Source organism: Amycolatopsis sp. WAC 04182, from assembly GCF_003947465.1.
Taxonomy (GTDB): Bacteria; Actinomycetota; Actinomycetes; order Mycobacteriales; family Pseudonocardiaceae; genus Amycolatopsis.
On record NZ_QHJJ01000001.1, the window covers coordinates 1,060,178 to 1,082,761 of the forward strand.

Consider the following 22,584-nt stretch of genomic DNA (forward strand, 5'->3'; position numbering starts at 1 on the left):
CCCGCACGTGCCGCACTTTGTTGCTGAAGACGGAACAACGTGCCTCATCCGCAACAGCGCCTGTCACCCCGATGCCCTCGTGTCCTTTGTGGACTCTCCAGGGCAGGCAGGAGGTACCCCGCACCATGCCCCCAGGACCCCGCGTCGTCGTGATCGGCGCCGGCATCGTCGGCTGCGCGCTCGCCGACGAGCTCACCGAACGAGGCTGGACCGACCTCACCGTGCTGGACCAGGGCGACCTGTTCACCACCGGCGGGTCGAGTTCGCACGCACCCGGTCTGGTCTTCCAGACCAACTCCTGCCGCACGATGACCGGGTTCGCCGCGTACACCGTCGCGAAGTACGGCGCGCTCGATCTCGACGGCAACCCGTGCTTCCGGCCCGTCGGCGGGCTGGAGGTGGCCACGACACCGGAGCGCCTCGCCGACCTCGAACGGCGGCACGGCTGGGCCACCGCGTCGGGCGTCGAAAGCAGGCTCGTCGATCCGGACGAATGCGCCGCGCTGCATCCGCTGCTCGATCCGGCCAAGGTGCTCGGCGGATTCCACATCCCCTCCGACGGCCTGGCCAAACCCCTGCGCGCCGCCGAGGCGCAAGCACGCCGTGCGATCGCGCGCGGCGCGAAGTTCCTCGCGCACCAGAAGGTCGTCGGCATCGAACGGTCGGGTGGCCGCGTCACCGGTGTCACCACCGGGACCGGGAGCTTCCGCGCGGACATCGTGCTGTCGTGCGCCGGGATGTGGGGGCCGTTGCTCGGCGAACTGGTGGACCTCGCGATCCCGTTGGTTCCGATGGCGCACCAGTACGCGCGCACCAGCCCGCTGCCGTCCCTCGCCGGCGTGACCGAGGAGGCCACGCGGCCGATCCTGCGGCACCAGGACGCCGACCTCTACTTCCGCGAGCACGTCGACCGGATCGGCATCGGCGCGTACGGGCACCGGCCGATGCCCTTGCCTCCCCACGAGATCGGCACCGGCGAGGGGATGCCGTCGGAGCTCGCGTTCACCCCCGCGGACTTCGAGCCGTCCTGGGCCGCCGCCGTCGACCTGCTGCCGTCGCTGGGCGAGACCAAGGTCGAGGAAGGCATCAACGGCCTGTTCTCCTTCACCCCGGACGGCATGCCGCTGCTGGGTGAGCATCCGGACCTCGACGGCTTCTGGGTCGCCGAAGCCGTGTGGATCACGCATTCGGCCGGAGTCGCGCACGCCATGGCGCGGTGGCTCGTCGACGGCCAGCCCGGCGTGGATCTGCACGGCTGCGACCTCGCCCGGTTCGAGCGCGTGCAGCTCGCCCCGGACTACGTCATGGCGCGCAGCTGCCAGAGCTTCACCGAGGTCTACGACGTCGTCCATCCCTTGCAGCCCATGGAAGAACCGCGGCCGCTGCGCACCAGTCCCTTCTACGAAAGGCAGCAGGAGCTCGGCGCGTTCTTCCTCGAAGCGAGCGGCTGGGAACGTCCGCACTGGTACGAGGCGAACGCGGATCTCCCGGAGGTCGGCCTCGTCCCGGAGCGCAACGACTGGGCCGGGCGGTACTGGTCGCCGATCGGCGGCGCCGAAGCGCTGGTCGCGCGGCAACGGGTCGCGATGTTCGACATGACGTCGCTGAAACGGGTGGAGGTCACCGGCCCCGGCGCGTTGCCGTTCCTGCAGACGATGACCACGAACCAGCTCGACAAGAAGCCCGGTTCGGTCACCTACACGCTGTTGCTCGACGAGGACGGCGGCGTGCGCAGCGACTTGACCGTCGCCCGGCTCGGCGCCGAAAGGTTCCAGGTCGGCGTCAACAGCGCGATCGACATCGACTGGCTGCGGCGGCATCTCCCCGGCGACGGCGCCGCGCAGATCCACGAGACCACCCCGGGCACCTGCTGCATCGGGCTCTGGGGCCCGCTCGCCAGGGCCGTGCTCCAGCCACTGTCCACAACGGACTTCTCGCACAAGGCGATGGGCTACTTCAAGACGAAGCAAGCGTACGTCGGCCTGGTGCCGGTGACCGCGATGCGACTGTCCTATGTGGGCGAACTCGGCTGGGAGCTGTACACGAGCGCGGATCTCGGCCGCCGGTTGTGGGACACGCTCTGGGAAGCCGGGCAGGCGCACGGGATCATCGCCGCCGGCCGGGAGGCCTTCTCCAGTATGCGGCTGGAGAAGGGATACCGGCTGTGGGGAACGGACGTCACCGCCGAGCACGATCCGTACGAGGCCGGGCTCGGTTTCGCCGTGCGGATGGACAAGGGTTACTTCATCGGGAGGGACGCGCTGGCCGGTTGCTCGGCGGAAACGGTGACCAGGAAACTGACCTGTCTCACCGTCGACGATCCGCACTCGGTCGTGCTCGGCAAGGAGCCGGTGTTCGCCGACGGCCGTCCCGCCGGGTACGTCACGAGCGCCGCGTACGGCTACACCGTCGGCAAGAACATCGCCTACGCCTGGCTTCCGGTGGAGTTCACCCAGCCGGGCAGGCCGCTGGAGATCGAATACTTCGGCGAGCGGATCCCCGCCGTCGTCGCGAGTGAACCGATGTTCGACCCCGGGATGAACCGGATCAGGAGCGCCGCATGAGCCACTACGACGTCATCGTCATCGGCCTCGGCGGGATGGGCAGCGCCGCGGCGTACCGGCTCGCCCGGCGAGGGCAGCGCGTGCTGGGCATCGACCGCTTCGCGCCCGTGCACAACCTCGGGTCCAGCCACGGCGGCTCGCGGATCACCCGGCAGGCGTACTTCGAGGACCCCGCGTACGTCCCGCTCCTGCTGCGGGCGCACGAACTGTGGGACGGGGTCGAACGCGACTCCGGCCGGAAGATCTTCACCCGGTGCGGCGGGATCATGCTCGGCGGCCCCGACTCCAGGACGGTGGCGGGAAGCCTGGCCAGCGCCCGGAAATGGGAGCTGCCGCACGAGCTGCTGGACGCGGCGGAGATCCGGCGCCGATTCCCGACGATGAACCCGGACGATCACGAGATCGCCCTGTACGAGGAGAACGCCGGGTTCGTCGTGCCGGAAAGCAGTGTGGCCGCGCATCTCCAGCTCGCCGCGCGAGCCGGGGCGGAGCTGCACCACGAAGAGAAGGTCCTTTCGTGGCGTGAGACGTCCACCGGTGTCCGGGTGGGGACGTCCCAGAACTTCTACACGGCGGACCAGCTGGTGATCTGCCCCGGCGCGTGGGCGCCGGAACTGCTCGCCGAACTCGGCATCGGCTTCACCGTCGAACGCCAGGTCCAGTACTGGTTCGCGCCGTCGGGCGGGGCCGGGCCGTTCCGCGCCGGACGGCATCCGATCTACGTCTGGGAAGGCGGGAACGGCCGCCAGTTCTACGGTTTCCCCTCGCACGACGACGCCGGGAGCGTGAAGGTCGCGTTCTTCCGCGGGGGCCGGACGTGCACGCCGGAGACCATCGACCGGACGGTGCACCCCGAAGAGGTCGAAGAGATCTCGGAGTTCGTCGGGCGGAAGATGCCGTCCCTGCCCGGCGCTTTCCTGCGCGGGGCGACCTGTATGTACACGAACACGCCCGACGAGCACTTCGTCATCTCCCGCCATCCCGCGCACGAACGCGTGGTGGTCGCCTGCGGGTTCTCCGGGCACGGCTTCAAGTTCGTCCCGGTGGTCGGCGAGATCCTCGCCGACCTGGTCGTGGACGGCACGACCGGGCATCCGGTCGCCCTGTTCGATCCCGCCCGGTTCGCCGGAGTCCCGAGATGACGAGCCTCATTCCCACGCTGAGCGGCGGCTACTACACCGACCCCGCGATCTTCGCGGCGGAGCAGGAAAAGATCTTCGAGCGCCAGTGGTTCTGCGCGGTTCGGGCGGCGGATCTGCCGTCGGCCGGCGACTTCCGGACCGTCCGGATCGGACGGGAGAGCGTGCTCGTCAGCCGCGGCCGGGACGGCGGATTGCGGGCGTTCCTCAACGTCTGCCGCCATCGCGGGGCCCGGCTGTGCACCGAGGAGTCGGGCACGGTGAAACGCGCGTTCCAGTGTCCGTACCACGCGTGGACGTACGGGCTCGACGGCAAGCTGATCGCGGCGCCGAACCTGGCGAACCTTCCCGACATCGACCGCTCCGAGTACGGGCTGCACACCGTGCACCTGCGCGAATGGCTGGGTTACGCCTGGGTCTGCCTCGCCGCGGATCCGCCGTCGTTCGAAGCCGACGTCGAAGGCGCGGTGCGGGAACGGCTGGGCGATCTGGAGTCGATCGAGCGCTACGGCCTCGACCGGCTGTCGGTCGGGCGCCGGATCACCTACGACGTCAAGGCGAACTGGAAACTGATCGTCGAGAACTTCATGGAGTGCTATCACTGCGCGACCATCCACCCGGAACTGACCGAGGTACTGCCGGAGTTCGCCGACGGGTACGCGGCGCAGTACTACGTCGGGCACGGCGCCGAGTTCGGCGAGGCCGTGGACGGCTTCACCATCGACGGCACGACCGGCTTCGACCGGCTCGACGGTGTCGCGAACGAACAGGACAGGCGGTACTACGCGATCACCATCCGGCCGCAGGTCTTCGTGAACCTGGTGCCGGACCACGTGATCTTCCACCGGATGTACCCGCTCGCGCCGGACCGGACGGTCGTCGAATGCGACTGGCTGTATTCCGAGGAGGTCGTGGCGTCGGGGCGGGACGTGTCACGGTCGGTGGAGTTGTTCCACCGCGTCAACGAGCAGGATTTCGACGCCTGCGAACGCTGCCAGCCCGCGATGGCGTCCCGCGCCTACCGCGGCGGTGGGGTGCTGATGCCGTCCGAACACCACATCGGCGAGTTCCACTCCTGGCTACTCGCGCATTTAGAGGACTGAACGCGGTAGTACCTACCTGGTCACCTCCGACGTTGCGAAAGCCACTTTCGCAACGTTGAAGGTTGCGAAAGTGGCTTTCGCAACGTCCGGCGGGACGCTTCACCCAGCGCGACCCCTGCGGTGGAGGAAGAGGCGCAGGTACCGAAGGGGGCAGGTCTCGTGACCGGATCGGACGACACGCGTGATCCGGCGGACGACACGCGTGACTGGACGGACGACACGACCACGCGTGCCATCCCTCCCAGCGCGAAATCGCCACTCACGACCCCCCGGCGACCGGAGGCGAAGGCTTCTTTCACTGCATCAGACGCGGCGAAGGGAGCCTTCAGCCCACCGCCGGCCCGCCCGCGAACAGGACTTGCAGGACAGCGGACTAAACGCGGAGGAGGGAGGTGGCGAGAGCCGAGGTGTCGACACCGGCGACGCCGTCGAGGACGTGCCAGGGCGCGAGCCAGCCCGTCGCGGCGAGCTCGTCGTAGACCACCGAGCACCGCTTCTGGAGCGCGTCGTCGGTCTCAAAGGAATCCCGCGCGCGGTCGGCGTCGCTCTCCGCGCGGCGCTGCGCGCGGTCGGCGGCGACGTCGGCGGTGACCCGGAGCAGCAGATGCGCGACGGGCACCGGCAAGCCGAACCGGTCGATCTCCAGCTCCTTGAGCCAGCGCACGAACTCGCCGTCCGCGCCTTGGTGGAGCCGGGCCGCGCCGTACGCCGCGTTCGACGCGACGTACCGGTCGAGCAGCACGACGTCGTGGTCTCCGAGGCGGGCGCGGATCTCGTCGGCCGCGCCTCGCCGGTCGAGCGCGTAGAGCATCGCCATGCCGTAGACGGAGTCGGCGAGGTCGCCGTGGCCGCGGTGCAACGCTTCCTTCACGAGGTCGGCGTGCACGCTATCGCCGTATCGCGGGAACGCGATGGACGTGACGCTCGCCCCGGCCGCGTTCAGCGCGCCGGTCAGCGCGTCGGCGAGGGTGCGCTTGCCCGCGCCGTCCAGACCTTCGATCACCACGAGTCGTCCCACCGGCCCAGATTACGGGGCGGTGGTCGACCGGCGGGCCAGACGGGGTCAGCTCACGTCCGGCCCACCGGTCCGCTAGGGGACGCGCCTCTTCGAGTGCAGGAAGAAGCCGGCGACACCGATGAGGAGCAAGCCGCCGAAGATCAGCAGCGGCACGAAACCGGTGTCCTGCGCGTCGGGCGCGGGGCCACCGTCGCCGCGGGGCATCACCTGGGCGTTGTAGCCGCCGGCCTTGCCCTCCTGGGCGTACGGCGAGTTCGCGAGCATGGCGCCGTACCGGCCGGAGACGGTCTTCTGGTACTCCGCGAGGGTGGCCGAGGCCCCGGTCGCGTGGCCGCTGGCACCCGGGTCGAGCAGGGTCACCCGGCCGTCGCGCAGCGCGTACCAGGCGTCGACCTGGGGTTCGTGGAGCAGCGTCGCGCCGGCGGGCAGCCTCTTGGCCAGTTCGCTTTCCCGGTCGCCCGACGCGATGTTGCCGACGCGCCAGACACCGTCGTCGCCGCGGACCGACCAGACGGTCGCGGTCCGCCCGTCGGACGCGGTCACCGGCACCGCGACGTAGGCGAGCCTCCCGGCGACCGCGCCGTCACCGGCGACGAAATCCCTCGAAAGCTCGTAAACGGGGAAGGATTCGTCGACGACGCGCACCGACGGCGTCTGACTCGAACCACCCGTCTGCGTGAAGAAGCGACCGATTTCGGCACGCAGCGTGGGGTCGTCGGCAGCCGCCTTCGCGGCCGCGAGATCTTCACCGGAGAGGTGATCCGCGCGCGCTCCGGGCGCGGAGACCAGCAGCGCGACCGCGACCAGCCCGGCGAGCCCGAGGAACCGCCGCGCGCTCATCGCCGGATCCCGGTGAGCGTGTGGGTCCAGGTGAAGGACTTGTTCGCCGCGTAGAAGTCGTAGGTCGACCAGTTGTAGCGGTTGCCGGTGGGCAGTGGATCCCCCCACGAGATCCACTTCCGACCGGCGTCGTGGCCGTAGAGGACGTGCATGTGGCCGCCGCCCGAGGCCCAGCCGACCCGCGTCTGGACGGGCTTGCCGTCGCCGGTCTGGGCCTGGACGGCGGCGTAGGGGAGGCGGCCCTTGAGGTAGTTCCCCGGGGCCGAGAAGCCGAGCTTGCCGAAGGCACGCCGGACGTCGCCCAGCGTTCCCGGCTTGTCGGCGCACTCCCGGCGGCGCTCGTCGTGGGCGATCCGGCAGAATTCGTTCTGAGTGACGGTCACGCCGTGGTGTGCCGCGATGGTGTTGCCGGAAGCCACCCAGCACCACTGGGACTTCTCCTGCGCCTGCATGGCGATGGGGTTCTGGCGGGCAGGCGGCGAGGGCAGCGCGCTCGCCGGGGTCTGGATCGCCAGCCACGCCACGAGACTCGCGGCGCCGGCGGCGCAAAACCTCCTCGAGAACACAGGCACGACGGGCCTCCTGGTCACCATGGCGAACCAATGTGGTCACAACGGTGAACAGCAGGCTCACACAGAGCAAGATGGGCACTCGGCGGAACGGACCGTTCCGGGGCGTTTCCACACCCCGGAACGGTCACTCTTCCGGGGTCAACCACCCCGAACGGGGGACGTAGTGTTCACAGTGCGCTGCTAACGTGAACGTTCCGCGGTGTTCACGCTCAGCGCACACACTGGTCTGGTGAAGGGACGAGCGGTGACACGAGACGGTGCCGATACGTTCTCGGCGGGAACGCATGCCGCGAACGATGACACCCCGACGATCATCGACGGCACGCGCCGTCAACCGCTCGAAGCCTTGCCCAAAGAACTCGTCGAGGCCCTCCGGAGCGGCGAATTCCATCACGCGCTCCGGCAGGCGATCGCGTACCGCGGCCTGTCGCTCGCCCGGCTCCGCGCCCACCTCGGGCTCCGCGGTGTCCAAATCGGACAGTCGACGTTGAGCTACTGGCAGCGCGGCTTGCGGCAGCCGGAGGTGCCCAAGGCGATCCCCGCGGTGCGTGCGCTGGAATCGGTGCTGCAACTGCCCCCGGACGCGCTCGTCGTGCTGATCGGGCCGCGGACGGCGCGGGCGCGCGGGCACCAGATGGCCGCGTCGTTCCACGACATCCGGTCCGGCGACATGGGTTCGATCGTCGACCAGTTGCTGGCCGAACTGGGCGCGTACCCGTCGTCCAACCGCTACAACGCCGACCTCGAGATGCTCTCGGTGCACGACACGATCACCTTCGACGCCGCGCACCGGCAGGTCGGCCTCCAGACCCGGCTGGTGTGCCGGGCCCGGCGGCACGGCCCGGACCGGTACGTCACCGTCTACAACGGCGACCCCGGCTGCAACATCGGCGACGTCGAGCTGATCACCGCCGAGGGGTGCCGCGTCGGCCGGATCCGGCGCAACGCCGGGGCCGAGACGATGGCCACCGAACTGCTCTTCGACCGGAAGCTCGCCGAGGGCGAGATCCACGTGTTCTGCTTCGAGGTCCGCGACGACTCCGGCACCGCGTCGCCGGGGTACTTCCGCATGCTGCGGGACCAGTGTTCGAGCTACCTGGTGCAGCTGAAGTTCGCGCTCGGCGCGCTGCCCGCCCGCTGCACCCGGCAGTTCCGGACGCGCGACGACGCCGTGCCCGTCGAGTCCGAGGAACTGCCCCTCGACATGGGCGGCGTGACCAGTGGTTTCTTCAGCGACGCCGGACCGGGGCTGGCCGGCATCGAGGTCGAGTGGCGCTAGCGCGTGCGATGAAAGGCCCCTTCATGGCAAATTTTGCGATGAAGGGGCCTTTCATCGCAGCCGTCAGTACCGGTAGTGGTCGGTCTTGAACGGACCTTCGACGTCCACGTCGATGTATTCGGCCTGATCCTTGGTCAGCTTCGTGAGCTCACCGCCGAGCGCGTCGAGGTGGATCTTCGCGACCTTCTCGTCGAGCTTCTTCGGGAGGCGGAAGACCTCCTTGTCGTACTCCTCGTGCTTGGTGAACAGCTCGATCTGCGCGATCACCTGGTTGGAGAAGCTGTTCGACATCACGAACGACGGGTGCCCGGTCGCGTTGCCCAGGTTCAGCAGGCGGCCCTCGGACAGCACGATGATGCTCTTGCCGTCGGGGAACACCCACTCGTCGACCTGCGGCTTGATGTTGATGCGCCGGATGCCCGGGTAACGCTGCAGGCCCGCCATGTCGAGCTCGTTGTCGAAGTGGCCGATGTTGCCCAGGATCGCCTGGTGCTTCATCTTCGCCATGTGCTCGACGAGCACGACGTCCTTGTTGCCGGTCGTCGTGATGATGATGTCGGCCTCGCCGAGGACGTTCTCCAGCTTCTTGACCTGGTAGCCGTCCATCGCCGCCTGCAGCGCGCAGATCGGGTCGATCTCGGTGACGATCACCCGCGCGCCCTGGCCGCGCAGCGATTCCGCGGCACCCTTGCCGACGTCGCCGTACCCGCAGACGACCGCGACCTTGCCGCCGATGAGGACGTCGGTGCCGCGGTTGATGCCGTCGATCAGCGAGTGCCGGATGCCGTAGCGGTTGTCGAACTTCGACTTGGTCACCGCGTCGTTCACGTTGATCGCCGGGAACAGCAGCTCACCGGCCGCGGCGAGCTGGTAGAGCCGCAGCACGCCGGTGGTGGTCTCCTCGGTGACACCGCGGATGCCTTCGCCGATCTTGGTCCATTTGCCGGTGTCGGCCGCGACGGAGGCGCTCAGCAGCTGCAGGAACACGCGGAACTCGTCCGAGGTGTTCTCGTCCGGAGCGGGGACGACCCCGGCCTTCTCGAACTCGGTTCCCTTGTGCACCAGCATGGTGGCGTCGCCGCCGTCGTCGAGGATCATGTTGGGACCTTCACCGTCCCAGGTCAGCATCCGCTCGGTGCACCACCAGTACTCCTCCAGCGACTCGCCCTTCCAGGCGAACACCGGGACACCCTTGGGCTCCTCGGCGGTGCCGTGCGGGCCGACGACGACCGCCGCGGCGGCGTGGTCCTGGGTGGAGAAGATGTTGCAGGAGGCCCAGCGCACCTCCGCCCCCAGCGCGACGAGGGTTTCGATCAGGACCGCGGTCTGTACGGTCATGTGCAGCGAGCCCGAAACCCGGGCTCCCCGCAGGGGATAGACCTCGGCGTACTCGCGGCGCAGCGCCATCAGGCCCGGCATCTCGTGCTCGGCGAGGCGGATCTCCTTGCGGCCGAACTCGGCGGCCTCGAGATCGGCGACGGCGAACTCGATGCCGTTGCGGGTGTCGTGCCGCTTGGCAACGCTTTCGGGGGTCATATGCGCGCTTCCTCCAAGGTTGGATGACATCGGAACAGTACCGTTGTCGGCTCAAAGCCCACTGGAACGGTTTGGAGGCCTTCACCGTGGTCATGCCGGGTCCCGATACCCGCGTCGTCGAAATACGCGTACCCGGGCTAGTGGGCACGAGCGGTGAAAGCCTGCTGGATTCGACGTCGGTGGTCGACGTCGCGGGCGACGGGATCGGCAGGCTGATCCGGCCGTCGGACCGGCTGCGCCGTCCCGCTCCCGGTCCGGTGCTGCCCGCGCTCGGCCGTTCGATCCCGCGCATCCTCGAAGGCTACCTGTGGAGCGGGATGACCTCCGGGGGCGCGGCGAAGGCGACCTGGGCGCTGCTGTTCCCGTTCTCGCTGGCGAACGTCGCGCATTGGATGCTGCCGCCGGTCCCGGAGGGCAAGCGCTTCGCGGCGCTGCTCGGCGCGGTGTGCCGAGGTCTGCTGCGGGTGGCCTCACTGTTGCTGACGATGTTGCTGATCAGCCAGCTCGCCGTGGTCTCGCTCGACCTTTTCGCCGCGCAGTGCCTCGCGCCGGGTTCGACCTGTCTCGAAGGAGCGCCGTCGTTCCTGCGGGAGTTCGCACCGCTGCGGACGGCGATCGGGGTGCTGCCGCTGCTGGCGCTGATCTTCGTGCTCGACCGGATCCCGTCGTCGGACTGGCGATCGCGGAACAGGCTGCACCGCGTCCCCAGTTCGAGCCCGCTGCAACCACAGGACCTGCCGCGGACGCCCGGCCTGCGCACTCTCCACACCGTCGCCGCCTTGACCTGTGTCGCGCTTCCGTTGCTCGGCGGGCCGTTCCGGCTGCCGTCCGCGACGTTCGACCTGATCGTCTGGATCTGCGCGCTGGCCCTCGTCCTCGCCACGCTGGTGGCCTCGACGGTCGGTTTCTCGGCCGGGCCGGTGATCCGGGGCGGGCTGATCGGGATCGCCGTCGTCCTGGTCGGGATCACCGTCGTGCGCCGGACGCCGCTGCCCGCGGGGCTTCCGGGCGGCGGACTCGGCGGAGCGGACGGGACGGTCGAGGCGCTGGGAGCGGCGATGGTCGCGGTGACCGTGCTGTTCGCGCTGATCCTCGTCCCGGCGGCCCTGCTCGGACGGCCGACGTGGAAGCACCTGCCGCACCGGCTGCGGCCCTGGCTCGGCGGCTGGGCGGCGGCGCCGGTCGTCGCGCTGGCCGGCCTCCTCGGTGGCGGCTTCGGCGCGGGTCTCGCGGTCGCGCTGCGGCAGCTGGTCGGCGCGAACGAACTCCGGCTGCCCGACACCTACGCGCTCGTGACGGTGCTGTGGGGCGCCGGTCTCGCGCTCGCCGTCGTGCTCGGCGTGCTGGGCTTCGCGGTCGCCGTCCCGCTGCGACGCCTGCGCCGCGGCATCCCGAAGATCGTCGCGCTGATGGAGATCGACAAGGCGCAGGAAGAGGAAGCCGCGAGCGCCTGGGCCCGCGCCTCGTGGGAACGCAAGCATCTGCACCATCTCGCGCTCACGGTGGCGCTGGCGATGGCGGCGGGCGGCGGGGCGCTCCTGGTGCTGCGCTTCGGTTTCGGCCCGCTGCCGGGCTGGTTCAAGCCCCTCTCCGCGATCGGCGTGTTCGCGCTCGGCGCGATGGCGGCGGGGCTGCTGCGCGTCGTGTTCGCCGCCGCGACGACCCCCAAACGCAGCCGTCACCTCGGCGCGCTGGCGGATCTCGTGTGCTTCTGGCCGCGTGCCGCCCATCCGACCGTCCCGCCGAGCTACGCGCTCAAGGTCGTCCCGGAACTCGCGGACCGGGTCAAGGAACATCTGGCCGATCCGGGCACGAGGGTCGTGCTCTCCGGCTACAACCTCGGCAGCCTGCTGACCGTGCTCGCCGCGGCCCGCGTGATCGCCGATCTCCCGCCGGAGGACCGCGACCGGGTCGGGCTGCTGACCGCGGGGTCGCCGCTGCAATGGGGTTACCAGCGCGCCTTCCCCGCGATGCTGCCCCAGGCGCAGCTGGCCGGACTGTACGAAGACCTCGACGGCCGCTGGCGCGCGCTGTGCCGCGGCACGGACATCTTCGGCGGCGGCGTCACGACATGGCGGCATCGCGTGGTGTCCGGGAAACTGCTGGGCGACGGCTACCTGCCCGGCGGCGGGACCGGGCCGCTGGCCGCCGAGGCCGACGATCAGGGCGTCCTCGTGCTCGGCGGCGACCACTGGCTGCCGGACCCGATGCGCGGACCGACCGGACGCCACCGCTGGGCGCCGGGGGTCCTCAAGCACACGGACTACGTCGTCGACGCCGAATGGGACAACGCCGTCGCGATGGCCGCCGGCCTCGGCAGGCCTCGCCCGAAGAACCAGTGGGGCGAGCAGGGATCGCTGTTCGGGGACTTCCCCCAGATGCGCTGAAGCGCGTGAAGGCCCCCTTCCCTCGGCTGAGCCGAGGGAAGGGGGCCTTCACGCGCAACCAGCTAGCTTCAGTTGGCCTTGCCGCGACGCACACGCAGCAGGACCAGGACGCCGGCACCGGCCAGGACCAGCAGGCCACCGGCCCACAGCAGCCAGGCGTTGTCGAAACCGGTGTCCGCGAGGCCGCCGCCGTTACCGCCGTTGCCGCCCACGTTCGGGGCGGGGGCGGTGGTGCTGGGGGCTTCCGACGTCTGGGACGGCTTGTCCGTGGTGGTCGGCGCGGTCGTCGGCGGCTTGACCGTCGAGGTCTTCGTCGGCTCGCTCGGCTTCGTCGGCTCGCTCGGCTTGGTCTTCTTCTCGCCGCAGGCGAACCAGTGGCTGATGTCGGCCTGCTTGCCGCCGCCGTTCATCGGCGAGCGCAGCTTCTCCCACGGCGGGGTCTCGGCGAGGCCACGCTTGCCGGGCTCGTAGATGTTGTAGCCGTCGCCGCCCTTGACCACGATCGCGGTGACGGTGACGCCTTCACCGACCGCGGTGATGTTGAGGTACTTCTCGTTGTCCCCACCGGTGAAGGTCAGGTCTTTCGTCGAGATCTCGGTGCCCGGCAGCTTCGCCTTCTCACAGGTGCTGACGTTCTTCGGCGTCGGGATGGCGCGGGGGTCGTCGGTGTGGCACGCCAGCGCGGTGCCCGCGGTGCCCAGCAGGGCGGCGGTGGCGAGGGCGACGACGGTGACGGCGGAACGAACACGCCGTCTGGGCTTGATCTGCATTCGGAGCTCTCCTGTACCGATCGGGGGACAAACGAGCGAAGCGCGGTTGCCTCTTCTGAGGGACGAAGGTCAACTCGCGGTACTTCTCCACGAGTCCCGTTCACCCGACGGGGTGAGGCAAGAGCCCGGACGTTAGCGCACACCGATTTCACACCGGAACCGGGGCCCCCGACAGAACGGCCCACCATCCACAAAGGAATGGTGGGCCGTCGAAACGAGAATGATCAGTCCGATACGGACGTCGGCACCTCGCCCTTGGCCTGCTTGCCGAGCAGGGATCGGCGACGGCTGTAGGCGAAGTAGATGACGACGCCCAGCGCCATCCACGCCAGGAAGCGCAGCCACGTGAGCACGGTCAGGTTCAGCATCAGCCACAGGCACGCGACGATCGCCAGGATCGGGATCACCGGGACCCACGGCACCCGGAAGGCGCGGGGCAGATCGGGCCGGGTCTTGCGCAGCACCAGCACGCCCGCCGAGACCAGAACGAAGGCGAACAGCGTCCCGACGTTGACCATTTCCTCGAGTTTGTCCGCCGGGAAGAACGTCGCCGCGACCGCGACCAGTCCGCCGACGACGATGGTCGCGCGCTTCGGGGTCCCGTTCGAGCCGGTCTTCGCCAGGCCGCGTGGCATCAGGCCGTCACGCGACATCGCGAAGATGATCCGGATCTGGCCGAGCATCAGCACCATGACGACGGTCGTCAGACCGGCGAGCGCACCGACGGAGATGATGTTGGCCGCCCAGTCGACGCCGTTGGCCGCGAACGCGGACGCGAGCGTCTTCTTGCCGCCGTCACCCGCCGTGGTGGCGAGCTCCTTGTAGTTCACCATGCCGACGACCACGAGCGACACGGCGACGTACAGCACCGTGACGATGGCGAGCGAGCCGAAGATGCCGCGGGGCACGGCCTTCTGCGGGTTGCGGGTCTCCTCGGCGGTGGTCGCGACGATGTCGAACCCGATGAACGCGAAGAACACCAGCGACGCGGCGGCCAGCAGGCCGAAGACGCCGAACGCGCTGCTGCCGCCACCGGCGATCAGCGAGAACAGCGACTGGTCGACGCCGGTCGACGCCGATTCCGCGGCGGGCTGGGCGTCCGGGACGAACGGGGTGTAGTTCGACCCCTTGATGTAGAAGATGCCCAGCACGATCACGAACAGCACCACCGCGACCTTGATCCCGGTGATCACCATGGAGAACCGCGAAGACAGCTTCGTACCGACGGCGAGCAGCGTCGCGAGCACCAGCACCACGAGCAGGGCGCCCCAGTCGACCGGGATCGGGCCGAGCTCGAACGTCGTCTTCGTGCCCTTGCCGAAGATGTAGGAGAGCACGGTTTCGAGGTAGGCGGACCAGCCCTTCGACACCGCGGCCGCGCCGACCGCGAGCTCCAGGATGAGGTCCCAGCCGATGATCCACGCCATGAACTCGCCGAACGTGGCGTAGGAGAACGTGTACGCGCTCCCGGCCACCGGGACGGTCGACGCGAATTCCGCGTAACAGAGGGCGGCGAGCGCACAGGCGATGGCCGCGAACACGAACGCGAGCGAGACCGACGGCCCCGCGAAGTCACCGGCCGTGCGCGCGGTGAGGGTGAAGATACCGGCACCGATGACGACGGCGACACCGAAGACGGTCAGGTCCCACGCGCTCAGGTTCCGCCTGAGCTTGGTCCCCGGTTCGTCGGTGTCCGCGATGGACTGCTCGATGGATTTCGTACGCCACAGACCGTTTCCGGGCACCCTTGACCTCCTACACCTGACTGCGGTTCAACGGACCCTATCGCCCGGTCGTGACGGCAGCGCGGTGGGAGAGCAACGAAGTACCCGGAGGTCGTGGCGGTAATCGGCGCGGTACGGAGAGTTGCTCCGGACGGCGGTCGCGAAAGCGCCGAAGGGAGCTTTCACCGCATGTCACGCGGGGAAAGCTCCCTTCACCAAGTCGGACGCGGGGAAAGTCCCCTTCGGCTCAGGCCAGCGCGCGGTCCAGGTCCGGCTCCAGGTAGATCAGCTTCGCCGTCGGTACCTTCGCCCGCACACGCGCTTCGGCGTCGTCGATGGCCTGCGCGATGTCCGCGGTCTCCAGCCCCGGCACCAGCGCGAGCTTCGCGGCGACCAGCATCTCGTCCGGGCCGATGTACAGCGTCCGGATGTGGATGACCCGCTCGACCTTGCCCGCGGCGAGTTCGTCGACGATCACGTCGAGGTCGGTCTCGGAGGCGCCTTCACCGATCAGCAGGCTCTTCATCTCGATGATCAGGATGATCGCGATGATGCCGAGCAGCACACCGATCGTCACGGTGCCGATGCCGTCCCACACCGGGTCGCCCGTGATCACCGAAAGCCCGACACCGGCGAGCGCGAAGACCAGACCGAGCAGCGCGCCCGCGTCCTCCAGCAGCACCACCGGCAGTTCCGGCGTCTTGGCCTGGCGGATGAAGGCCCACCAGCCCGCGTCGCCCTTGATCTTCTTCGACTCCTGGATCGCGGTGTAGAAGGAGTAGCACTCCAGCCCGATCGCGACCACGAGGATGCCGACCGCCACCAGCGGCGAGGTCAGGTCTTCGGGCTGCGAGATCTTGTGGATGCCCTCGTACAGCGCGAACACCGAGCCGAGGCTGAACAGCATCAGCGCGACGATGAACGAGTAGAAGTACCGGTCCCGCCCGAAGCCGAACGGGTGGGTGCGGGTCGCCTTGCGCTGCGAGGTCTTCTGGCCCAGCAGCAGGAGCCCCTGGTTCGAGGTGTCCGCGAGCGAGTGCACGGACTCGGCCAGCATCGAGGACGACCCCGTGATGAGGAAGCCGGTGAACTTCGCGGCCGCGATTCCGGCGTTCGCCACGAGCGCGGCGATGATCGCCTTGGTTCCGCCACCTGCAGACACGTGCAACTCCCCAAATGGTGTCCCGATATGCCGGGTTCGAAGGCTAGCAGTGCAGATGAGCCCGTACACGGCGGGCGGGACAGGTCACAGAATTGTCGGGCCCCCTCGCTAGTCTCGCCCCTCTCATGACCTGGGGAGGTGCCCGTGCCGCGATTCGGCGTGCTCGGACCGCTGACGATCGAGAGCCCGCCCGGGCGGCGCACGACGCCGCGCGGCGATCACCAGCGTGCCCTGCTGGCCGTCCTGCTGCTGAACGCGAACTCGTCCGTCCCGGTCGACGCCCTGGTCGAGACCCTCTGGCCGGACACCCCGCCGAAGTCGTACTCCTCGAATCTGCACACGTACGTCTCCCGCCTGCGAGCCCGGTTCGAGGGGCTGGAGATCGAGCGTGATCCGCACGGCTACCGGCTGGTGGTCGAGCCCGCCGACCTCGATCTGCTGTCCTTCCGCGAAGCCGCCGCGGCGGGGAAGGCGGCGGCGCGGGCGGGCGATCCGGCGGCGGCAGCCGGGCACTACCGCCGGGCGCTGGCGGAATGGCGCGGACCGGTCCTTTCCGGACTGCACGTCCCCCGGCTCGACGCGGACATCGCCCGCCTCGAGTCGGAGCGGCTCGCCGCCTTCGAAGACTGTGTCGACGCCGAACTGTCCGACGGCAGGCACGGCGAGCTCACCGGTGAGCTCCAGGCGATGATCACCGAACATCCGCTGCGCGAGCGGCTGGCCGCGCAGCTGATGATCGCGCTGCACCGCGCCGGACGGCAGGCCGATTCCCTGGCCGTCCACCGCGATCTGCGCGCCACCCTCGTCGAGGAGCTGGGCGTGGAGCCCGGTGCCGAGGTCCGCCGGGTGCACGCCGCCGTGCTGCGCGGCGAGGATCCGGTGCCCTCGGCCAAGGTGGCGCCGGTCTTCCCGATCTGCCAGCTGCCGCCGGACATCGCGGATCTCGCCGGCCGCGAGAGCGAGATCGCGAAGCTCTCCGCGCTGCTCGGCGAGGCCACCGGTGTCCCGGTCGCGGTGATCACCGGCGAACCGGGGGCGGGCAAGTCCACGCTCGCGGTCACCACCGCGCACAGGCTCCGCCGGTCCTTCCCGGACGGTCAGCTGTTCGTCCCGCTGGCAGGCGCCTCGGACCCTCGCGAACTCGCCGACGTCCTCGGCGACCTGTTGCGCGCGCTCGGCGTCACCGGTCCGGCCATCCCGGACGACGTCGAGGCCAGGGCGGCGGTCTATCGCGGCCGCCTCGCCGATCGGCGGGTCCTCGTGGTGCTCGACGACGCCGCGAGCCCCGAGCAGGTCCGCGCGCTGCTGCCGGGAACGCCGGGCAGCGCGGTGCTGATCACCAGCAGGCAACGGCTTTCCGGGCTCGCGGGGGCGGATCGGCTCCATCTCGCGCCGTTGTCCGGTGCCGAGGCGGTGACCCTCCTGGCGCGGCTGGCCGGGCCGGACCGGGTCGGCGCCGAACGCGCGGACGCGGAACGGATCGCCAAGGCCTGCGGCAATCTCCCGCTGGCGTTGCGGATCGCCGGCAGCAGGCTCGCGATGCGGCCCGGTCTGCCGCTCGGGAAGCTCGCCGGGAAGCTGGAGGACGAGGTCTCGCGCCTCGACGAACTCCAGGTCAGCGATCTCCAGGTCCGCGGCAGTATCGCGTTGAGCTATCAGGCGCTGAGCCCGGCCGCGCGGCGCGCCTTCCGGCTGATCGGCCGCTGCCGCACCCTCGACCTGCCGGCGTGGGCGGTGTCGACGCTGATCGATGACGAGGGCGCCGACGAGGCCATCGACGAACTCGTCGAGGCCAGCCTGCTCGAAGCCACCGGTCTCGATCCGACGGGTGAGCAACGATTCCGTGTCCACGATCTCGTGCGCGTGTTCGCCACGGAACTCGGCCGTGCGCTGGAGACCCACGCCGAGCGAGTGGCGACGGTCGCGAAGGTGTCGGACGCGGCGCTGTGTCTCGCCGACACGGCGGCCCGCCGCCTGCCGAGGACGGTGCCGATGCCGTTGTCTGATCACGACGTGCCCGCGCAGCCGTTGGCGGACGAGCTGGTCGAGCGGCTGCTGCGCGACCCCGGCACCTGGTTCTCCGTGGAGCGGGCCAACCTGGTCGCCGCCGTCTCGTCGCTGTGCGCCGTCGGCTGGCGGCGGAAAGCGTTGCGGATACTGGAAAGGCTGAGTGCGTACCTGTACTTGCACAGCCATTACACCGATATGCGGACGGCGTACGAGACCTTGCGCGACGCCGCCCGCGAGGCGGGTGACAGGCATATCGTGGTCGTCGCCGAGGCGAACCTGGCGGTACTGCTGCACGTCCGAGGCGAGTACGAGCTCGCCGCCGAGGGCTACCGCGAATGTTCGAAGGAATTGGCGGAGCTGGGCGATATTTCCGCGCAGGCGTGGGTCGAGACGAACCTGGCGCGCTGCCTCGTCGGCCTCGGCAGGGCGGGCGAATCCCTGCACGCCGCGACCCAGGCCCGCGAACTGTCCACTGTGGATGAAAGTGGGGCGTACGCGCGGCAGGCGGAGTCCGCGGCGTTGCACCGCCTCGGCAAGATCTCCGAGGCACTGGAGATCGACAGGCGCAGCCTCGCGCATGCGCGCGAACGCGGCGACGAACGGCAACTCGGTGTTGCCCTGCAAGGACTTTCGTGGTCGCTGATGCTCGACGGCCGCCCGGAGGAGGCCTTGGCGACGATCGAGGAATCGGTCCGGGTGCTGCGCCGGACAACGGCGAAGTCGGCGCTGGCGAAGTCTTTGCGCACCCAGGGCGCGATCCTCGCGGGCGCCGGACGGCGGGACGACGCGGTGAAGGCCTACGAGAACGCGCGACGGCTGGCCGGTGCACTCGAAGAACGGCCGCGCGAGCTTTCCTGCACGCGCGCGATAGCCGCGAGCTGGATCGGCGACGGGCACGCCGATCGCGCGATTCCCGTGCTGCGCCAGTGTCTTGACGAATTCCGCGCCATGGGCGGGAAACCCGCGACGACCCTCACCCTGCACGTATTGCGCAGGGCGTACGAGGCCGTCGGGGAAACGAAGGCGGCCGAGGCGGCGGGCGAAGAGGCGAAGCGATTGGGAGTCCCCCACGACGCCAACGCTTCGACCCTCGTCCGGTTGCTGTTGTCGCTCACCGAACCCGCCCCGGCCTGACCGGGGGGTGCCCGACCCCTCAGACGGGCACCACCCGGAAGTCACCATCAGCCCGGAGTCATACCGCGGCGAGCCGTGGTTCGCGCCGTCCGGCGGAGAACCAGGCCAGCACGATCACCAGCACGCCGTTGGCCGCGGCGTCCCACACCGGCGGCGCGGCGGGCCCCAGCCGCGCGACCGCGAACACGTTGATCAGCCCGGCGACGGTCAGCATCACGCGGACGGGCTGGGTGCCCGTCACCACCAGCGCGGCCGTGAGCAGCACCTGCGCGCCGAGCGAGACGAGCACGACCAGCGGAAGGTTCAGCCTGCTCTCCGCTTCGGCGGCGAGGCCGTGCAGGCCGGAGCCCGCGGCCTTGACGGACTCGATCGTTTCGCCTGCCAGCCCCGCCAGCGCCTGCGCGGAGCCGACCAGGTCCTGGCCGCTCGGCAGCGGGAGCACCAGGTCGACGACCGGGACGAGCACGGTCACCACGGCGGCTCCGAGCGCGGCGAGCAGGGCACTGGGGCGCGCGGAGACCGGCACCCGGTAAGCGCGTCCGCTCGCCGTGTCGGGATGGGAAGTCACTACTGCTGCTCCTTGGCTATCGACATCCGGGACGAGCCGACGCCAAGCGCCGGGTCACCCCTTCGGGCGATAGTTGCGGAACCCACCACACGGAACGCACACACTTCGGCCAAGCACCCACGCGTTCAGTCCTCTCGATGCGGTCCTTGCGTGTGCAAGTACCGCATCGAGAGGACTGAACGCGAGAAATCAGCAGGTGCCGGCGGTGGCGCGGAACACCTGGGTGCGCTCCCCGGACAGCGGGCGCACGCGGACCTCCGGGTCGGCGGCCGGGAGCCACACCGACTGGCCGCGGCGGAGTTCGACCTGCTCGCCGTCGTCGGCCGTCACCAGCAGGCCACCGGCGGTGCACAGCAGGATCTGCGGGCCGACGTCGTGGACGGCGACCTCGCCGCCGTCCCCTTCCGCCCATTCGATCCGCGACAGCTCGAACTCGGGCGCGTCGGTGCGGTACACCGACATGCGCTCCTCGCGTTCCCCGCTCTGCACCGGCATCTCGCCGCACGCGAAGTCGACGACGCGCAGCAGCTCCGGCACGTCGACGTGCTTCGGGGTCAGCCCGCAGCGCAGGATGTTGTCCGAGTTCGCCAGGATCTCGACGGCGGTGCCGTGCAGGTACAGGTGCAGGTTCCCGGCGGGCAGGTAGATCGCCTCGCCCGCGCTGAGGGTGAGCCGGTTGAGCAGCAGGGCCGCGAGCACGCCCGCGTCCCGGGGATGCGACTCTCCGAGCTCCAGGATGGTGCGGCATTCGAGGTCGAACTCGCCGCGTTCCTGGACGTGCTTCACACACGAATCGAGGACCTCGGGCAGCAGTTCGTCGAGCGCCGCCTGCGGCAGGGTGATCCAGGTGGTGAACAGCGCGCGCAGCCCGGCCGGATCCGGCTGGGCCTCCAGCAGCACCGCGTACTTCGCCAGCCCAGGCGTCTCGATCGCCTTGAGCAGCGAGATCGTGCGTTCCGGGTCGCGGAAGCCCGCCAGCGCGTGGAACTCCGTCAGCGCGCAAACGAGTTCCGGCTTCGCCGTCGGATCCGGGTAATTGCGGTTCGAAGCGTCTCGCGGGATCCCCGCCGACTCCTCACGCGCGTAGCCCTCCGCCGCCTGCGCGGCCGACGGGTGCGCCTGCATCGAGAGCGGCTCTTCGGCGGCGAGGATCTTCAGCAGGAACGGCAGCCTGCCGCCCCAGCGGCCGGCGCAGGTCGTGCCGAGCTGGCCGACCGGGTCGGCTTCGACGAGCTCCAGCAGGCTCCGCTCGGTGCCGTCCGGGCCGATGACGTGGGACGGGTCGCCGGGGTGGGCGCCCATCCACAGTTCCGCCTCCGGATGCGGCGCCGGCACCGGGCGCCCCAGCAGCTCGGGGATCGTCGTTCTCGACCCCCACGCGTAGGGCCGCACGGCATTGCGCAGCAGCTCCACTGTCACCTCAACTCCTCGCCGGGCACGGGTGGTGCCGGCCCTCATTGCTTACGTCGCGCTCGGGACTCACGCCGTTGCGGGCGTGTACCTCCCGGCGCCGCCGATGCTGCCGACGGCCAGCCCCAGATAGACCGCGGCCAGCTCGAAACGAAGCGCGAGAACGGCCGCACGCACGATCTCGTCCGTTTCGATCTCTTCGGCCGGGGCGATCACGTCGCCGCCGGGCAGCAGGTCTTCCGCCTGATAGCGGGCCGCGTCGGCGGCGGGCCCCGTGCGAACGGCGAGGAGCAACACCCTCGGCGTCGCACCTGCCCCCTCCTCCGGGTCCGCGAAGATATCGCGCTCCACGCCCCCGGACAACGCCGCCCGCCGCAAAGCGGGCCTGGCCAGCGCCTGGCGATAGTCCTCCACGTCACAGACGAGGGCGGCGTGCGCGGCGAACGCGTGGGCAGCGTGCTCGCCGACGGCGACCGCGACCGGGTCCAGCCCCCACAGCAGCGGCTGGCGCTCGGCCAGCTTCAGCGCCATCGCCTTGGCCGGGTTCGCGAACGAATCCCTGGCCAGGTAATCCTTCTCGGCCTCCGCGTCGAGATGGTCCGCGAGCTGCTCCAGATCGGCCACCAGCAGGCCGAGCGCGTTCGCGGTCAGCAGGGCGGCGGCGAGCCCGCGCGGGAACGCCATCTCCGGCGGAACCGGGATCCTCGGCGCGAGCAGGACACCCTTGCCCGCGACGGCGGCGGCGACGGGGCCTTCGTCGGGCGCGGACAGCACGACGGTCGCCCCGAACCGGGCGGCGCGTTCCAAGGAGGCCGCCAGCTCGCGGTCACCGGCGTCGTCGGTGTGCGCGAAGACCACGTCGAGCGCGCCGATCCAGCTCGGCACCACCTCGGCGACGACCACCGGAACCGGGCACGCCGGGGCCAGGAGCGCGGCGACCAGCCGGGTCAGCGTCCGGCTGACCCCCGGCCGGTCGATCAGCACGAGCGAGCGCGGGCGCCCGACGTCCAGGCGATCGCTCAGCTCGAGTTCGGCCGCGGCCGCGGCGGTCGCCCGGACCTGGGCGCCCGCCATCGCGGCGGCACGGAGAAGCCCCGCGGTGTCGGCCTCGGCCAGCCTCGCGGGATCGTCGAGCAGGGACTCGTCAGGGACCGTCGGCATGATCGCCATCCGGGGTCGTCGGCTCGGTGGCTTCGTCCAGCAACAGTACCGGGATTCCATCACGGACCGGATACACGCGACCGCATTCCGTGCAGGTCAGCGCGTCGGCTTCCGGATCGGCCGTCGTCCCCGGCCGCAGCGGCGCGTGATCGGGGGACGGGCAGGCCAGGATCTCCAGCAACTGTGCGTCGAACGTGACGGCCATGG

Annotated in this window: 17 protein-coding genes; 6 read left to right on the top strand and 11 right to left on the bottom strand. The window is 70.1% G+C overall.

Annotated elements, in window-relative coordinates; genetic code table 11:
• Nucleotides 1-125 precede the first annotated feature (125 nt).
• The 3 genes from DMH01_RS05380 to DMH01_RS05390 are packed head-to-tail and all read left to right on the top strand — an operon-like array spanning nt 126 to nt 4,806.
• Nucleotides 126-2,564 (top strand): FAD-dependent oxidoreductase, encoded by a 2,439-nt coding sequence (locus DMH01_RS05380; RefSeq protein ID WP_125673969.1) that lies wholly within the window; start codon nt 126-128, stop codon nt 2,562-2,564.
• Entirely contained in the window at nt 2,561-3,706 is a 1,146-nt protein-coding gene (gene solA / locus DMH01_RS05385; protein WP_125673970.1) for an N-methyl-L-tryptophan oxidase, read from the top strand. Before DMH01_RS05380 ends, solA begins: the two co-directional genes overlap by 4 nt.
• Complete coding sequence (locus tag DMH01_RS05390; protein WP_125673971.1) at nt 3,703-4,806, top strand: aromatic ring-hydroxylating dioxygenase subunit alpha; 1,104 nt, start codon at nt 3,703-3,705, stop codon at nt 4,804-4,806. Before solA ends, DMH01_RS05390 begins: the two co-directional genes overlap by 4 nt.
• Before the next feature lie 373 nt (nt 4,807-5,179).
• Here the strand turns inward: DMH01_RS05390 and DMH01_RS05395 are convergent, their stop codons facing one another.
• The 3 genes from DMH01_RS05395 to DMH01_RS05405 all read right to left on the bottom strand — a co-directional run bounded on the left by DMH01_RS05395 (nt 5,180) and on the right by DMH01_RS05405 (nt 7,230).
• Entirely contained in the window at nt 5,180-5,812 is a 633-nt protein-coding gene (locus tag DMH01_RS05395; protein ID WP_199745390.1) for a dTMP kinase, read from the bottom strand.
• 84 nt (nt 5,813-5,896) lie between these two features.
• Nucleotides 5,897-6,664: a hypothetical protein gene (locus DMH01_RS05400; protein ID WP_125673973.1), complete on the bottom strand. Its 768-nt coding sequence runs from the start codon at nt 6,662-6,664 to the stop codon at nt 5,897-5,899.
• Nucleotides 6,661-7,230 carry a papain-like cysteine protease family protein gene (locus tag DMH01_RS05405; RefSeq protein WP_125674349.1) on the bottom strand — a complete coding sequence of 190 codons (570 nt, stop codon included), beginning with the start codon at nt 7,228-7,230 and terminating at the stop codon, nt 6,661-6,663. Before DMH01_RS05405 ends, DMH01_RS05400 begins: the two co-directional genes overlap by 4 nt.
• A gap of 250 nt (nt 7,231-7,480) precedes the next feature.
• Here DMH01_RS05405 and DMH01_RS05410 point away from each other — a divergent pair, with 250 nt between their 5' ends.
• The gene (locus tag DMH01_RS05410; protein ID WP_125673974.1) at nt 7,481-8,515 is read left to right on the top strand and encodes a hypothetical protein; all 1,035 of its coding nucleotides are present in this window, start codon (nt 7,481-7,483) and stop codon (nt 8,513-8,515) included.
• Nucleotides 8,516-8,578: 63 nt separating this feature from the next.
• On the opposite strand, the gene ahcY is transcribed toward DMH01_RS05410, so the two are convergent.
• Nucleotides 8,579-10,051: an adenosylhomocysteinase gene (ahcY, locus tag DMH01_RS05415; RefSeq protein ID WP_125673975.1), complete on the bottom strand. Its 1,473-nt coding sequence runs from the start codon at nt 10,049-10,051 to the stop codon at nt 8,579-8,581.
• 92 nt (nt 10,052-10,143) lie between these two features.
• Here ahcY and DMH01_RS05420 point away from each other — a divergent pair, with 92 nt between their 5' ends.
• Nucleotides 10,144-12,438, top strand: a complete 2,295-nt coding sequence (locus DMH01_RS05420) for a hypothetical protein (protein WP_233621431.1) — start codon at nt 10,144-10,146, stop codon at nt 12,436-12,438.
• A gap of 68 nt (nt 12,439-12,506) precedes the next feature.
• On the opposite strand, the gene DMH01_RS05425 is transcribed toward DMH01_RS05420, so the two are convergent.
• The 3 genes from DMH01_RS05425 to DMH01_RS05435 form a co-directional block, all read right to left on the bottom strand.
• Nucleotides 12,507-13,208, bottom strand: coding sequence for an LPXTG cell wall anchor domain-containing protein (locus tag DMH01_RS05425; RefSeq protein ID WP_125673976.1), 702 nt, complete (start codon nt 13,206-13,208; stop codon nt 12,507-12,509).
• Nucleotides 13,209-13,432: 224 nt separating this feature from the next.
• Nucleotides 13,433-14,953 carry an amino acid permease gene (locus DMH01_RS05430; RefSeq protein ID WP_125673977.1) on the bottom strand — a complete coding sequence of 507 codons (1,521 nt, stop codon included), beginning with the start codon at nt 14,951-14,953 and terminating at the stop codon, nt 13,433-13,435.
• Between the two features lie 226 nt (nt 14,954-15,179).
• Complete coding sequence (locus tag DMH01_RS05435) at nt 15,180-16,094, bottom strand: cation diffusion facilitator family transporter (protein ID WP_125673978.1); 915 nt, start codon at nt 16,092-16,094, stop codon at nt 15,180-15,182.
• Between the two features lie 144 nt (nt 16,095-16,238).
• On the opposite strand from DMH01_RS05435, the gene DMH01_RS05440 reads away from it, so the two are divergent.
• On the top strand, nt 16,239-19,238 hold the full coding sequence (locus tag DMH01_RS05440; protein ID WP_125673979.1) for a BTAD domain-containing putative transcriptional regulator: 3,000 nt from the start codon (nt 16,239-16,241) through the stop codon (nt 19,236-19,238).
• A gap of 58 nt (nt 19,239-19,296) precedes the next feature.
• On the opposite strand, the gene DMH01_RS05445 is transcribed toward DMH01_RS05440, so the two are convergent.
• From DMH01_RS05445 to DMH01_RS05460, 4 genes are all read right to left on the bottom strand, one after another.
• On the bottom strand, nt 19,297-19,806 hold the full coding sequence (locus DMH01_RS05445) for a hypothetical protein (protein WP_125673980.1): 510 nt from the start codon (nt 19,804-19,806) through the stop codon (nt 19,297-19,299).
• A 189-nt stretch (nt 19,807-19,995) separates the two neighbouring features.
• Complete coding sequence (gene manA, locus DMH01_RS05450; RefSeq protein WP_125674353.1) at nt 19,996-21,219, bottom strand: mannose-6-phosphate isomerase, class I; 1,224 nt, start codon at nt 21,217-21,219, stop codon at nt 19,996-19,998.
• 66 nt (nt 21,220-21,285) lie between these two features.
• Nucleotides 21,286-22,377, bottom strand: a complete 1,092-nt coding sequence (locus tag DMH01_RS05455) for a hypothetical protein (RefSeq protein WP_125673981.1) — start codon at nt 22,375-22,377, stop codon at nt 21,286-21,288.
• Complete coding sequence (locus tag DMH01_RS05460) at nt 22,361-22,582, bottom strand: Trm112 family protein (RefSeq protein WP_125673982.1); 222 nt, start codon at nt 22,580-22,582, stop codon at nt 22,361-22,363. The genes DMH01_RS05455 and DMH01_RS05460 overlap by 17 nt, the downstream gene beginning before the upstream one ends.
• Nucleotides 22,583-22,584 lie beyond the last annotated feature (2 nt).

What these genes read in the sequence shown, in the direction of transcription:
- DMH01_RS05380 (WP_125673969.1), top strand. Translation starts at nt 126, where the DNA reads ATGCCCCCAGGACCCCGCGTCGTCGTGATCGGCGCCGGCATCGTCGGC.
- solA (WP_125673970.1), top strand. Translation starts at nt 2,561, where the DNA reads ATGAGCCACTACGACGTCATCGTCATCGGCCTCGGCGGGATGGGCAGC.
- DMH01_RS05390 (WP_125673971.1), top strand. Translation starts at nt 3,703, where the DNA reads ATGACGAGCCTCATTCCCACGCTGAGCGGCGGCTACTACACCGACCCC.
- DMH01_RS05400 (WP_125673973.1), bottom strand. Translation starts at nt 6,664, where the DNA reads ATGAGCGCGCGGCGGTTCCTCGGGCTCGCCGGGCTGGTCGCGGTCGCG.
- ahcY (WP_125673975.1), bottom strand. Translation starts at nt 10,051, where the DNA reads ATGACCCCCGAAAGCGTTGCCAAGCGGCACGACACCCGCAACGGCATC.
- DMH01_RS05420 (WP_233621431.1), top strand. Translation starts at nt 10,144, where the DNA reads ATGCCGGGTCCCGATACCCGCGTCGTCGAAATACGCGTACCCGGGCTA.
- DMH01_RS05425 (WP_125673976.1), bottom strand. Translation starts at nt 13,208, where the DNA reads ATGCAGATCAAGCCCAGACGGCGTGTTCGTTCCGCCGTCACCGTCGTC.
- DMH01_RS05455 (WP_125673981.1), bottom strand. Translation starts at nt 22,377, where the DNA reads ATGCCGACGGTCCCTGACGAGTCCCTGCTCGACGATCCCGCGAGGCTG.
- DMH01_RS05460 (WP_125673982.1), bottom strand. Translation starts at nt 22,582, where the DNA reads ATGGCCGTCACGTTCGACGCACAGTTGCTGGAGATCCTGGCCTGCCCG.